Raw genomic sequence first — 13,953 nt, 5'->3', positions numbered from 1 at the left:
AAATAATATGTTAGTAAACTGGAAATTAGAGTCGGATGTGAATGACTATGTGAAAAAGCAGTTTGAAAATCTTGGTTTGAAAAAATTGCAGGATTATAATGAAGAATCTGCTATGAGTGCTTATCTCAAAGAGGCGCTTAAGGGAGCGGCTAAGACGCAAACTAAGACTAATTTTGGAAAACCAGATTTTCATATTGAAAAATACAAACAAGTTCCTATCTTGATTGAAAACAAACTCAAATTATCTAAGCTAGTTGCTCAAACAAAGGACGGTATTAAGTTTGATGATAAATCAATTAGTGATTTTGCGGTGAATGGGGTTTTGCATTATGCGAGGGCAGTTATTGATAGTGGTAAATATCATGAAGCCGTCGCAGTTGGTGTTGCAGGTGATAACGAAGAAAATGTGACTATCAAAGTTTATTATGTCTTTGGTTCTGCTCCTAATGCCTATAAAGAGCTATCAAAGGTAACGACTTTTGATTTTTTGGAAAATGAGTCCACCTTTGAGATATTCTACAAAGATGCTGTTTTGAGCGAAGAAGAAAAACACCAAATTCTGATTGATAGTCAAGCGACCTTGCAAGGCTATGCTAAAAAGCTCAATAAATTGATGCACAACCATAATATCACAGCTCCTCAACGGGTGCTTTATGTGTCTGGTATGCTATTATCTATGCAGGATATCGTAGATTGTAAGGGCAAAAAGGTTGATGAGGGCTTAATACCTGACGATTTAAAAGGTGTGCAGTCTGAAACCAAGCGTGATGGTAAGAAAGTTGTTGATCAAATCAAGGCTTTCCTAGATGAACGTGAAATCAATGAAGATAAGAAAACTCTCATGTTGGCTTCTTTTGGAGAAATTTCCAAAGATAGCCAGCGTGACGAGTTGATTACCAATGACAAAGAAGTAGCACAACTTCTCCCTCAAAAGGAAAATTCTGTTACCAAGCAAATCTTCACTTTTATCTATGAGAATATTTTCAAGTCCATTGATGGTTTGGGTGGACATATCGATATTATGGGGGAGATGTACTCCGAATTTCTAAAGTATGCTTTGGGAGATGGAAAAGAAATTGGTATTGTTCTGACCCCTCCTTATGTTACCAAAATGATGGCGCAAATTCTGGGGATAACAAGTGAGAGCAAGGTTATGGATTTGGCGACTGGTTCAGCTGGTTTCCTCATTTCAGCGATGGAGTTGATGATAGATCATGCAAATATCAGTTTTGGGAAGGGGACTTCTCGAGCCAACGAGGAGATTGCGAAGCTCAAGAAAGATAACCTGCTAGGAATAGAACTTAATGCAGAGATGTATACCTTAGCGACAACCAATATGATTCTTCGTGGAGATGGATCTAGTCGAATTGAAAAAGGTTCTGCATTCAATCGTCCTGAGAGTCTGTTTACGGATTTTAAAGCTAATCGTGTCTTGCTGAATCCCCCTTTCTCTTATGAAGAAAATGGTCTTCCTTTTATAGCCTATGGTTTGGATAAGATGGAGCGTGGTGGCCTAGGTGCCATTATCATTCAAGATAGTGCTGGTTCTGGTAAGGCAACAAAGACAGCTAAAGCTATTTTGAAAAAGCATACCCTACTTGCTTCTATCAAAATGCCTGTTGACCTTTTTGTTCCCATGGCAGGAGTCCAGACTTCTATCTACATTTTTAAGGCTCATGAGGCACACGATTACGACCAGACGGTTAAATTTATTGACTTTAGAAATGACGGTTTTAAACGTGCTAAGCGAGGTATTTCAGAGGTTGATAATCCTATCCAGCGTTACCAAGATGTGATTAAAATTTATAAGGCTGGAAAGAGAGCGGAAGTGAGTAAAGAACTTTGGGATTTAGATGCTATCTTTATTGAGGACTTTATCACTGACAAGGGTAATGATTGGAATTTCGAACAGCACCAGATCATTGATACAAAACCAACCTTGGATGATTTTAAAAAGACTGTTACTGACTACTTAGCTTGGGAAGTGGAACAACTCCTGAAAAACAAGGGGGAAGATAGCTCAAAAAAAGCCTAAGCCCTCGCCTTCAAAAATTGGAAGAGGAATTTGAAGCAAGTGGGGGCGAGTGGAGAGAGTATCGGATAGGAGATTTATTTGGTAATATTGTTCAGGGTTCCCGTCTAACGAAAGCAGATCAGATAGATGGCCTTTTACCATTTGTGATGGCAGGAGTGACTAATACGGGTGTCGTTAGACATATTGGGAATAAGATGACTATTTTTCCAAAAAATTCTCTGACTATTGATATTTTTGGAAATGTTTTTTATCGAAATTATGAATTTAGCGCATCAGATGATGTGGGTGTCTACTGGAATGACGAAGAGTATAGTGAACACTCCATGTTATTTTTAGCATCTTCAATTCAAAAATCTTTAGTTGGTAAATTTGATTTTGGAAATAAGCTACGCTCTTCTAAATCTCATGACCTCCTAGTTAAACTTCCAACTCTCAATAACAAATTGGCATTTTCATATATGGAAAACTACATCAAAGCGCTCGAGGCTGAACGCATCGAGACGCTCGAGGCTTATCTAACTGTAACAAATCTCAGAGATTATCATCTTACAAAAAATGATGAAAAAGTACTTGACAAGTTTGCAAAACTTTCCGATACTAAGAGTAGAGTAGAGGAGTCGGAGGTATTCCAACTTTCTCAGGTCTTTAACTTATCCAGTAGTAAAAAGAAATTCAATGCAAATATGATTGAGTTTGGAGGAAAGTTTCCTTATGTAGCTCGTGGAGATAGTAACAATGGGATTCGAGGTTATATTACAGAGAGTGAAGAATTTCTCAATCCTGCTAACACAATTAGTTTTGGTCAAGATACGGCAACGATGTTTTATCAAAAAGAACCCTATTTCACAGGAGATAAAATTAAGGTATTGCGCACTAAAGAAGTAGAATTGGATAGGTATAAAGCTCTTTATTTAATTACTTCATTAAGAAAGAGTTTCTCTACATTTAGTTGGGGAAGTAGCTCTTTTAATGAAAAAGTATTAAAAGAGACAGATGTTAAGCTTCCTATCAAAAATAATCAAATCGACTATACATTTATGTCTGACTTTGTTCGAGCAGTGGAGAAATTAGTTATCAAGGATTTAGTCATCTGGGCTGACAAAAAAATTGCTGCGACTAAGGAAGTAGTAGCAAGATAGTTCAGTATATCTGTCCTTTTTAGGGAGTAGCTGTCCTAATTTTTAGGCAGTTTTTCCCTAAAAAGGACAAGTTGAGTTTTGATAATAGCTATTTATTTACACCTTACAAACAGTTTACATTGAAAAAAGTAAGAAGGAGGATCCAGTAAATGGAGAATAAGAAACCTAAAGGAGCGGCAAAGATTAGATTGTTCAAAATAAGTCATGCAGAGTATGGGAAAGTACTTGATGTGTTGGATGCGAAAACATCTATTTTGGATGTAAGAAATATGATTTCTAATAGAGAGCCTGATTATGAGTATTTTATTCCAAAAGTGATATTTTCATTGGACAAAGAGGCTAAGGAAAATGGTTTCTATTGTAGCGGACTCAACGGAGATTTTGCTTACTTACCAAGGGTTACTACAGACATTGTAGAGTTTGAGTTGCCAGATGAACTGAAAGAACATATTGCTAAAGGATACCCTCTTTTCTATACAAAATGGCGTTAATAAGGGGAAGATATGGCATTGGAAAATAAACTAGGCATAACCAACTCAGCCCAGCTGGCAGATGCAGAAGAAAAACTGACAAAAAAACAAGCTGCCCTGCTTTTTCAGACAGGAGACTTGTTCGAGATGGAAGTTGGGACATTTGCAGGGCTGTCAGCTATTCACCACTATCTCTTTTCCAGCATCTATGATTTCGCTGGAAAAATCCGTGATGTTAATATTGCAAAGGATAATTTTCAATTTGCTCCCCGTATTTTTTTAGAGCAATCCTTACAGTATATTGACAAACTTCCTCATGACAATTTTGATCAAGTGGTTGATAAGTATGCGGATATGAATATTGCCCATCCTTTCCGTGAGGGGAATGGACGCGCAATGCGGATTTGGCTAGATTGTATGCTTCGTGAGAAGCTGGGTAAGGTGGTAGATTGGAACGCCATTGATAAGGATGAATACCTCAATGCCATGAAGCGTAGTGCAGTATCGACTGGAGAACTCAAGTATTTACTTCTCAATAACTTGACGGATGACCTCAGTCAGACCAGTTTCTTTAAGGGAGTGGATGCTTCATACTACTACGAAGGATATAGCCTTTACCAGACAGGGGAGTTATAGTATAAAAACTATCCAGTAAGAAGAAGCAGACACCTAGTAATCTATAAAACGAGAAGGTATTAACATGAGAACTGAACCCGAAATGCTTGATTTAATTTTTCAAACCGCAAAAGTGCTTCAAGTCAAAGCTGTCGCCATATCTGGTTCACGGACAAACCCAAAGGCCCCAAAAGATGAATTTCAAGACTATGATGTGATCTATGTCGTGGACGATTTAGATAATCTGACGAGTGACCTTTCTTGGCTAGACCAGTTTGGCAAATGCATTATTGAGCAAGAGGTTGCTCTTGACCATCGTCGTCTCTACCTCATGCTCTTTGAAGATGGTAATCGTATTGATTTGACTCTCTGCCCCAAAGAACACATTCAAGAGTGGGTGGATAGCGAGGCAGGATTCGCTGTTTTGGAAGACCCAGAATATTTATTTAAACCCTATTCCCAAAATCTAGAACGTTTTTGGATACATCCAGCTACTGAGACAGATTTTAAAAATTCCTGCAATGAATTTTGGTGGGTGTCAGCCTACGTGGTTAAAGGGATTTGTCGCAAACAAGTCATCTATGCCACGGACTATCTCTACGGTATTTGTCAACAAGAACTCTTAAAAGTCTTAGCTTGGCAGGCAGTAAGTGATAGGGGAGCAGTTGACATCGGTAAAAATTACAAGTACCTCTTTCACTATTTGCCTGCTGAGAAAGAGAATGAATTCTCAAATCTTCTTGATTTCTCAAGTTTAGATAAAATCATTCAGTCTTTGTTTGCTACGATGCAACTTTTCCATAGAGAAGCTCAAAGACTTGCTCAAAAGCTGGGCTTTGTCTACGATAAAGAAGTAGCTGAGAAGATGATTGAGTATGCTGAGGAAAGAAGATGCTTAAATGTAGTAGATTAGAATTCCATTGATAAGGATAAAGCCATTTAGTAACATTTCGGAGGATTATAATGTTTTTAGATTTAGGAATTACTTCATATTTGTTTGGTAAAATAGCGGATTTTTCTTGGGATCAATTTTATGATTCATTAGGTTTGCAAGAGAAGGCTGATAAAAAGAGTTTAAAAAAACTTATCGAAGATTATCGAGATTATATGATAGACCGTCATAAAGATAATCCGTATTTTGAAGAGGTTTTAAGATTTTGGGAGACAAATCATATTGTTGAAGAAATTTTGATGATTGAATATCACTTGAAAAGCACGTTTGCTACTTATGATGATTTTAAAAACGCTTTGGAGGATCAGTATCCTCAGGCTTTCAATAAAAGTTTTTCAATTAGTTTGATGGATGAGCTAGATAAAAAATTTATTGACTTAGTTAGAAAAATGTCTCAGTTTTCTCAGTCAGATATTGCTGTTATAGCAAATGTTATTAAAGAATCGAATTCTGAAATAGTATCCTCAATAGAGGAACTCTTAAAACAATTGCAAGAATTTGGTTTTAAAAATAATATTAAACATGATACTCAACTAGCATATATTCAAAAATCGAAAATAGACAATTTGGTAATTACTCCCCCTGTGATTTCTAAAATGACCATTACTTCAAGAAATGACTATAAATATAATTATTATTTGTTTCAGTCTTTTGAATTTGAAGGTGATTTTGGAGATAATCCAACAGTCTATTTGATTTATTCAGAGGATGATAATAAGATTGAGTTAAATACTTTTAGTCATGGTTTGCAACCTGATAATTTACGAGTTCTAAAATTTAAATCGACAGAAATTGAAGGTAAGAAATATAAATATAATATTTCTAAAGAGTATTGTTATTATTCCAATCAAGGAAATGAATATGATATTAGACCATTCATTGTTGTTGTGCTCGGTGAAGAGGTTATGGGCTTTGCTACCTTAACAATAATTAATAAGTCATTTAAAAAAGGTCAAAGTTTCACTTTACCGTTCACTGGGCATAAAGCATTCATTCCAGCAGCAAGAAAACTTATTTGGCCAAATAAAAAGGATTTATTAAAAAAACTTCATGAACAACAGACTGGTAGAGTTTTCTATTTAGACAATTCTGTTGTAGATGAAGTAATTAAAATTAAAAAGTATTTTTTGGATTCGTTAAAAGAAGAAGTTAAGGATGCATTAAAACAAGAATATGAATAATCTATTTTTTATTATCCAAACACGTCTATTTCTGTGAGATCATTCTTTTCAACTTGCATGTAAAAACTGAACACGGACTAAACGGTGTGTAAAAAAGATAAATCGTTTTTTAGTTATAACCTAGTCCACTTATATAAAATTTGAAAGGAGTTGAACACGCCCTAAATGCTAGGTGAAAAAGATAAATTCTCTTGTGAGCTTGCTTACTTCAAGAATTTTCTATTTTCACTTTGTATTTTAAGGACTCTGTATCCTATATGAGTAACATTCAAAACATATCCCTAGAGGACATCATGGGAGAGCGCTTTGGTCGCTACTCCAAATACATTATTCAAGACCGGGCTTTGCCAGACATTCGTGATGGCTTGAAGCCGGTTCAGCGTCGTATTCTTTATTCTATGAATAAGGATGGCAATACCTTTGACAAGAGCTACCGCAAGTCGGCCAAGTCTGTCGGGAACATCATGGGGAATTTTCATCCGCACGGTGATAGTTCTATCTATGATGCTATGGTTCGTATGTCTCAGGACTGGAAAAATCGTGAGATTCTAGTCGAAATGCACGGTAATAACGGTTCTATGGACGGTGATCCGCCTGCGGCGATGCGTTATACTGAAGCACGTTTGTCAGAGATTGCAGGCTACCTTCTTCAGGATATCGATAAAAAGACAGTTCCTTTTGCTTGGAACTTTGACGATACCGAGAAAGAGCCGACAGTCTTGCCAGCAGCTTTTCCAAATCTCTTGGTCAATGGTTCGACTGGGATTTCGGCTGGTTATGCCACAGACATTCCTCCCCATAATTTGGCTGAGGTTATTGATGCGACAGTCTACATGATTGATCACCCAACTGCCAAGGTGGACAAGCTCATGGAATTCTTGCCTGGGCCAGATTTCCCTACAGGAGCCATCATCCAAGGCCGTGATGAAATTAAAAAGGCCTACGAAACTGGGAAAGGGCGCGTGGTTGTTCGTTCTAAGACTGAGATTGAAAAGCTAAAAGGTGGTAAGGAACAAATCGTTATCACTGAGATTCCTTATGAAATTAACAAGGCCAATCTGGTCAAGAAAATCGATGATGTTCGTGTCAATAACAAGGTGGCAGGCATTGCTGAGGTTCGTGATGAGTCTGACCGTGATGGTCTTCGTATCGCTATCGAGCTAAAAAAAGACGCCAATACGGAGCTCGTTCTAAACTATCTCTTTAAGTACACAGACCTGCAAATCAACTACAACTTTAACATGGTGGCGATTGACAATTTCACTCCTCGTCAGGTTGGGATCGTTCCAATCTTGTCTAGCTACATCGCCCACCGTCGTGAAGTGATTTTGGCGCGTTCTCGCTTTGACAAGGAAAAGGCTGAGAAACGTCTTCATATCGTCGAAGGCTTGATTCGCGTGATTTCGATTTTGGATGAAGTCATTGCTCTTATCCGTGCTTCTGAGAATAAGGCTGACGCCAAGGAAAACCTTAAGGTCAGCTATGATTTCACAGAGGAGCAAGCAGAGGCTATCGTAACCTTGCAGCTCTATCGTTTGACCAATACAGACGTGGTTGTCTTGCAGGAAGAAGAAGCAGAACTTCGTGAAAAGATTGCTATGCTTGCGGCGATTATCGGTGATGAACGGACCATGTACAATCTCATGAAGAAAGAACTTCGTGAGGTCAAGAAGAAATTTGCAACTCCTCGTTTGAGTTCTTTAGAAGACACTGCGAAAGCAATTGAGATTGATACAGCTAGTCTTATCGCCGAGGAAGATACCTATGTCAGCGTGACTAAGGCAGGTTATATCAAGCGTACTAGTCCACGTTCTTTTGCAGCTTCTACCTTGGAAGAAATTGGCAAACGTGATGATGACCGTTTGATTTTTGTTCAATCTGCCAAGACAACCCAGCATCTTTTGATGTTCACAAGTCTTGGAAATGTCATTTACAGACCAATCCATGAATTAGCAGATATTCGCTGGAAGGACATCGGAGAGCATCTGAGCCAAACCATCACAAACTTTGAAACGAATGAAGAAATACTTTATGTGGAAGTACTGGATCAGTTTGACGATGCGACAACCTACTTTGCAGCGACTCGCCTTGGTCAAATCAAACGGGTAGAGCGAAAAGAATTTACTCCATGGCGGACCTATAGATCTAAGTCTGTCAAGTATGCTAAGCTCAAAGACGATACAGATCAGATTGTAGCAGTGGCTCCGATTAAACTAGATGATGTTGTCTTGGTTAGTCAAAATGGTTATGCCCTGCGTTTCAATATCGAAGAGGTTCCGGTTGTCGGTGCCAAGGCTGCAGGTGTCAAGGCTATGAATTTGAAAGAAGATGATGTCCTCCAATCTGGCTTTATCTGTAATACTTCGTCCTTCTACCTCTTGACCCAGCGTGGAAGCTTGAAACGTGTTTCTATTGACGAAATTCCGGCAACCAGCCGTGCCAAACGAGGGTTACAAGTCTTGCGTGAGTTGAAAAACAAACCGCACCGTGTCTTCTTGGCAGGAGCGGTTGCAGAGCAAGGTTTCGTTGGTGACCTCTTTAGTACAGAAGCGGACAGGAATGGCCAAACTCTGCTTGTTCAATCTAACAAAGGAACAATCTATCAAAGTCGATTACAAGACTTGAACTTGTCAGAACGAACAAGTAACGGTAGCTTCATCTCTGACACGATTTCAGATGAAGAAGTTTTTGATGCTTATCTTCAGGAAGTATTTACAGAAGATAAATAAGTGAAATGAAGAATCAGTTCTAAGAGCTGTTTCTTTTTATTGAAGAAATTTTCTGAAAATTACAAAATATACTTGCTATTTTAGAAAAATAGTGTAGAATATAAGAAATAGGTTTTTAGAATAAGGAGTGGAATATGACAGTAACGATTGATTGGGAAAACCTTGGTTTCTCCTATATGAAATTACCTTATCGCTATATTGCTCATTTTAAAAATGGACAATGGAATCAAGGAGAGCTTACAGAGGATGCAACTTTGCATATTTCAGAGTCTTCTCCAAGTCTTCACTATGGTCAACAAGCATTTGAAGGTTTGAAAGCTTATCGTACTAAGGATGGCAGTATTCAACTGTTCCGTCCTGATGAAAATGCTAAACGCTTGCAACGGACATGTGACCGTCTCTTGATGCCACAAGTTCCGACAGACATGTTTGTAGAAGCTTGTAAAGCAGTTGTTCGTGCGAATGAAGAATATGTACCTCCATATGGAACAGGTGGAACCCTCTATCTTCGCCCTCTTTTGATTGGTATCGGAGATATTATCGGGGTAAAACCGGCAGAAGAATACATTTTCACCATCTTTGCTATGCCAGTTGGAAATTACTTTAAGGGTGGTTTGGTCCCAACCAACTTCTTGATTCAGGATGAATACGACCGTGCAGCTCCAAATGGTACAGGTGCGGCTAAGGTTGGTGGAAACTATGCTGCAAGTCTCTTACCAGGAAAAATGGCCAAGTCACGTCATTTCTCAGATGTTATCTATCTGGACCCATCAACTCATACAAAGATTGAAGAAGTCGGATCAGCTAACTTCTTTGGAATTACAGCTGATAATGAATTTGTAACACCATTGAGTCCATCTATCTTGCCATCTATTACCAAGTATTCCTTGCTTTATTTGGCAGAACACCGCTTGGGCTTAACTCCTATTGAAGGAGATGTCCCAATTGATAACCTGGATTGTTTTGTAGAGGCTGGTGCCTGTGGTACAGCAGCGGTTATTTCTCCAATTGGAGGTATTCAACACGGTAATGATTTCCATGTTTTCTATAGTGAAACAGAAGTTGGCCCTGTGACTCGTAAACTCTATGATGAATTGACTGGTATTCAGTTTGGTGATATTCCAGCGCCAGAAGGTTGGATTGTAAAAGTAGATTAAAAATATATTAAAGGATATTTTTATGAAATCGAAAAAGTGGATTTTAACAACAGGACTTATCCTAAGCACAACAGCTCTTTTAGCAGCCTGTGGAAAAGCTGATAAAGAAGCAGATGCTCCGACAACATTTTCTTATGTCTATGCAGTGGATCCAGCATCCTTGGACTACAGCATAGCAACGCGTACATCCACAACAGATATTATCGGGAATGTCGTTGATGGTTTGATGGAAAATGATAAATATGGTAATGTTATTCCTTCTTTGGCTGAGGATTGGTCTGTCTCAAAAGATGGATTGACTTATACCTATAAACTTCGTAAAGGAGTGAAATGGTACACTTCAGAAGGTGAAGAATACGCAGAAGTAACAGCCCATGACTTTGTAACAGGATTGAAACACGTAGCTGACGGTAAGTCAGACGGTGTCTCTCTCATCCAAAATTCAATTAAAGGCTTAGACGCCTATATGACTGGTGAAACCAATGATTTCTCTACAGTTGGTGTTAAAGCTTTGGATGACTACACAGTTGAGTATACATTGAATGCGCCAGAAAGTTTCTGGAATTCAAAAGTGACCACAGCAACGATGTTGCCTGTAAATGAAGAGTTTTTAAAGGCATCAGGAAAGAATTACGGAGAGGTTAGCCCAGCAGGGATTCTCTACAATGGTCCTTATTTCTTAAAAACATTGACTTCTAAATCTTTGATTGAATATGAAAAAAATCCAAATTACTGGGATAAAGAAAATGTTAAAATTGAGAAGATTAAATTGACCTACTACGATGGTTCAGATCAGGAGTCTTTGATCCGTAGCTTCTCCTCTGGTGCTTATACGACAGCCCGTCTCTTCCCAAGCAGCTCAAACTTTGCTTCAACTTTGGAACAATACGGAGATAAAATCACTTATAGCCCACAGGACTCAAGTAGTTATTACTTCACCTTTAACGTAAATCGTCAGTCATACAATAAAACTGCGAAAACAAGTGAGGAGCAAAAGACTTCTACAAAAGAAGCGATGCTCAATAAGGACTTCCGTCAGGCTATCAACTTTGCCTTCAACCGTCATTCGTATGCTGCCCAGCTAAACGGTGAAGATGGTGCGGACAAGATTATTCGTAACAGCCTTGTTCCAGATAACTTCGTACAAGCTGGTGGTAAGAACTTTGGTCAAATCGCTCAAGCAGAGTTGGTGAACTATGGTGACCAATGGAAAGGTGTTGAGCTAGTTGACGGTAAGGATTCTATCTACAACCCTGACAAGGCTAAAGCTGCTTTCGAAAAAGCTAAGAAAGACTTGGAATCTAAAGGGGTAACTTTCCCAATTCACTTGGATGTCCCGGTTGAACAAACAGATACTATCGCCGTTCAACAAAGCAACTCTTTCAAACAGTCCATTGAATCAACTCTTGGTGCTGAAAATGTTGTCATCGATGTGCTTCAAATGACAGATAATGAAAAAGAAACGATTACATCACAAGCGCGTGTTCCTTCTCAAAAAGACTATGATTTGAACAGTACAGGATGGGCTCCAAGCTATCAAGATCCAGCGTCTTACTTGAATATTATGGATCCAAAATCTGGTTCTGCCATGAAACACCTTGGTATTACGAAAGGAAAAGATAAGGATGTTGTCGCTAAACTTGGTTTGGATCAATATAAGAAGTTGCTAGAAGATGCTGTTTCTGAGACCACTGACCTAGAGAAGAGATATGAAAAATATGCCAAAGCTCAAGCTTGGTTGACAGATAGTTCATTATTGATGCCAACAGCTTCATCTGGTGGTTCTCCAGTTGTAAGTAACGTAGTACCATTCTCAAAACCATACTCACAAGTTGGTATTAAGGGGGATCCATATATCTTTAAAGGAATGAAATTGCAAAAAGATATTGTTACAACAAAAGAATATGACGAAGCTCTTAAAAAATGGCAAAAAGAAAAATTGGAATCCAATAGCAAATACCAAAAAGAACTAGAAAAGCATATTAAATAAGGAATGGTATTGCTTTTGATAAAATTTAAAAAATACTGTCATTTTGAATATAAAGGAGTTTGATATGGAGTGGATTAAACTAATAGGAATAGCAATCATTGTTGTGGGTTTTATTTTAAAATTTGATACAATTGCAACAGTAGTCTTAGCTGGTTTGGTTACAGCTTTAGTTTCAGGTGTTTCTCTTGTTGAATTTTTGGAGATTTTGGGAAAAGAATTTAGCAATCAGCGAGTACTCACGATTTTTATGGTTACCTTGCCTCTTGTGGGGCTGTCAGAAACCTTTGGACTCAAGCAACGATCAATTGATTTGATTCGAAAGATTAAAGGTCTGACAGTTGGAAACTTCTATACAGTTTATTTCTTTATTCGAGAGTTAGCTGGTTTCTTTTCAATTCGTCTAGGAGGACACCCTCAGTTTGTCAGACCTTTGGTTCAACCTATGGGAGAAGCAGCTGCAGAGTCTCAATTAGGTAGAAAGTTAACAGAGGTTGAAGATGAGACAATAAAAGCGCGTGCGGCTGCGAATGAAAATTTTGGAAATTTCTTTGCTCAAAATACGTTTGTAGGTGCTGGGGGAGTCCTCTTGATAGGGGGAACATTAGATCAGTTAGGCTATGAAAGCAATTATGCAGGGATTGCTTCTACATCTATTATTGTTGCTGTTATAACACTTATTGTAGTAGGGATTTACAATTATTTATTTGATAAAAAATTGATATCAAAAAAGACTAGGGGAGGAGAACAAAAATGACAGAGTTGGCAAAGCAACTATTAGAGTTGACCTATATTGTGATTGGTTGTCAATTTCTCCATACAGCCTATTGTAGTTATAAAGATAAAACAAACCCAGTTCGACTTGGGACATCTGCATTTTGGACTCTATTGTCTATTACGTTTATAGGTGGTTCCTATATGCCAAATATGAGTATTGGTATTATTGTAATCCTATTATCGCTGCTAACATTGTTTAAGCAAGTCCGTATCGGAACCTTGCCATCCTTAGATGAAATGAAAGCCAATATTGAATCTAACAGGTTGAAAAATAAAATTTTTATTCCAGTTATGCTGATGGCAATACTTGCGTTGGTCTTAGCGCAAATGATTCCAGAATTTAGCAAGATTTCGATTAGCCTTGCCGCCTTGTTTGCTACAATTTCTGTTCTTGTGATTACCAATAGTCACCCTAAGAGTCTGTTATCAGAAAATAATCGAATGACTCAGCAAGTTTCAACAAGTGGGATTGTTCCTCAATTATTAGGGGCTTTGGGGGCTATTTTTACTGTAGCAGGTGTTGGTGATGTTATCTCTCATCTGATTAGCGGTATTGTTCCTTCAGATAGTCGCTTTATAGGAGTTTTGGCCTATGTTCTTGGAATGGTTCTATTCACAATGATTATGGGAAATGCTTTTGCAGCATTCACCGTTATTACAGCAGGTGTTGGAGTTCCCTTTGTATTTGCTCTGGGAGCTAATCCAATTGTGGCTGGTGCTCTTGCCATGACAGCAGGTTATTGTGGGACCTTATTGACCCCAATGGCTGCTAATTTTAACGCTCTACCAGCAGCACTGATGGATATGAAAGATCAGAATGGTGTTATAAAGGCTCAAGCAGGTGTTGCTCTAGTAATGATTGTTATTCACATATTCTTAATGTACTTTCTCGCATTTTAGTAAAGGAAAAT

11 protein-coding genes are annotated in these 13,953 nt (G+C 38.2%); all 11 read left to right on the top strand.

The genetic code is table 11. The annotated features are described in order from the left end of the window. The first annotated feature begins 7 nt into the window (after positions 1 to 7). The 11 genes from HT691_RS00410 to HT691_RS00360 all read left to right on the top strand — a co-directional run bounded on the left by HT691_RS00410 (position 8) and on the right by HT691_RS00360 (position 13,942). On the top strand, positions 8 to 2,035 hold the full coding sequence (locus tag HT691_RS00410; RefSeq protein ID WP_042758490.1) for an N-6 DNA methylase: 2,028 nt from the start codon (positions 8 to 10) through the stop codon (positions 2,033 to 2,035). Positions 2,036 to 2,052: 17 nt separating this feature from the next. After that, positions 2,053 to 3,174, top strand: coding sequence for a restriction endonuclease subunit S (locus tag HT691_RS11165; RefSeq protein WP_138706123.1), 1,122 nt, complete (start codon positions 2,053 to 2,055; stop codon positions 3,172 to 3,174). Positions 3,175 to 3,323: 149 nt separating this feature from the next. Further along, complete coding sequence (locus tag HT691_RS00400; RefSeq protein WP_023932841.1) at positions 3,324 to 3,665, top strand: hypothetical protein; 342 nt, start codon at positions 3,324 to 3,326, stop codon at positions 3,663 to 3,665. A 12-nt stretch (positions 3,666 to 3,677) separates the two neighbouring features. Next, positions 3,678 to 4,280 (top strand): Fic family protein, encoded by a 603-nt coding sequence (locus tag HT691_RS00395; RefSeq protein ID WP_054392733.1) that lies wholly within the window; start codon positions 3,678 to 3,680, stop codon positions 4,278 to 4,280. Between the two features lie 64 nt (positions 4,281 to 4,344). Then, on the top strand, positions 4,345 to 5,172 hold the full coding sequence (locus HT691_RS00390; RefSeq protein ID WP_023932843.1) for an aminoglycoside 6-adenylyltransferase: 828 nt from the start codon (positions 4,345 to 4,347) through the stop codon (positions 5,170 to 5,172). A gap of 50 nt (positions 5,173 to 5,222) precedes the next feature. After that, entirely contained in the window at positions 5,223 to 6,392 is a 1,170-nt protein-coding gene (locus tag HT691_RS00385; protein ID WP_023936678.1) for a hypothetical protein, read from the top strand. A 257-nt stretch (positions 6,393 to 6,649) separates the two neighbouring features. Then, the gene (gene parC / locus HT691_RS00380; protein WP_023932845.1) at positions 6,650 to 9,121 is read left to right on the top strand and encodes a DNA topoisomerase IV subunit A; all 2,472 of its coding nucleotides are present in this window, start codon (positions 6,650 to 6,652) and stop codon (positions 9,119 to 9,121) included. Positions 9,122 to 9,255: 134 nt separating this feature from the next. Beyond that, positions 9,256 to 10,278, top strand: a complete 1,023-nt coding sequence (locus tag HT691_RS00375; RefSeq protein ID WP_023932847.1) for a branched-chain amino acid aminotransferase — start codon at positions 9,256 to 9,258, stop codon at positions 10,276 to 10,278. Between the two features lie 22 nt (positions 10,279 to 10,300). Further along, complete coding sequence (locus HT691_RS00370; RefSeq protein ID WP_166731258.1) at positions 10,301 to 12,268, top strand: peptide ABC transporter substrate-binding protein; 1,968 nt, start codon at positions 10,301 to 10,303, stop codon at positions 12,266 to 12,268. Positions 12,269 to 12,332: 64 nt separating this feature from the next. Continuing rightward, positions 12,333 to 13,022 (top strand): DUF969 domain-containing protein, encoded by a 690-nt coding sequence (locus HT691_RS00365; protein ID WP_000454774.1) that lies wholly within the window; start codon positions 12,333 to 12,335, stop codon positions 13,020 to 13,022. Further along, on the top strand, positions 13,019 to 13,942 hold the full coding sequence (locus HT691_RS00360; RefSeq protein WP_000137265.1) for a DUF979 domain-containing protein: 924 nt from the start codon (positions 13,019 to 13,021) through the stop codon (positions 13,940 to 13,942). The genes HT691_RS00365 and HT691_RS00360 overlap by 4 nt, the downstream gene beginning before the upstream one ends. The last annotated feature ends 11 nt before the right edge of the window (positions 13,943 to 13,953 follow it).

The organism is Streptococcus sp. 477 (assembly GCF_013277295.1).
Classification (GTDB): Bacteria; Bacillota; Bacilli; order Lactobacillales; family Streptococcaceae; genus Streptococcus; species Streptococcus pseudopneumoniae.
This window is presented reverse-complemented; position numbering and strand designations above follow the sequence as displayed.

What these genes read in the sequence shown, in the direction of transcription:
- HT691_RS00410 (WP_042758490.1), top strand. Translation starts at nt 8, where the DNA reads ATGTTAGTAAACTGGAAATTAGAGTCGGATGTGAATGACTATGTGAAA.
- HT691_RS00400 (WP_023932841.1), top strand. Translation starts at nt 3,324, where the DNA reads ATGGAGAATAAGAAACCTAAAGGAGCGGCAAAGATTAGATTGTTCAAA.
- HT691_RS00395 (WP_054392733.1), top strand. Translation starts at nt 3,678, where the DNA reads ATGGCATTGGAAAATAAACTAGGCATAACCAACTCAGCCCAGCTGGCA.
- HT691_RS00390 (WP_023932843.1), top strand. Translation starts at nt 4,345, where the DNA reads ATGAGAACTGAACCCGAAATGCTTGATTTAATTTTTCAAACCGCAAAA.
- HT691_RS00385 (WP_023936678.1), top strand. Translation starts at nt 5,223, where the DNA reads ATGTTTTTAGATTTAGGAATTACTTCATATTTGTTTGGTAAAATAGCG.
- parC (WP_023932845.1), top strand. Translation starts at nt 6,650, where the DNA reads ATGAGTAACATTCAAAACATATCCCTAGAGGACATCATGGGAGAGCGC.
- HT691_RS00375 (WP_023932847.1), top strand. Translation starts at nt 9,256, where the DNA reads ATGACAGTAACGATTGATTGGGAAAACCTTGGTTTCTCCTATATGAAA.
- HT691_RS00370 (WP_166731258.1), top strand. Translation starts at nt 10,301, where the DNA reads ATGAAATCGAAAAAGTGGATTTTAACAACAGGACTTATCCTAAGCACA.
- HT691_RS00365 (WP_000454774.1), top strand. Translation starts at nt 12,333, where the DNA reads ATGGAGTGGATTAAACTAATAGGAATAGCAATCATTGTTGTGGGTTTT.
- HT691_RS00360 (WP_000137265.1), top strand. Translation starts at nt 13,019, where the DNA reads ATGACAGAGTTGGCAAAGCAACTATTAGAGTTGACCTATATTGTGATT.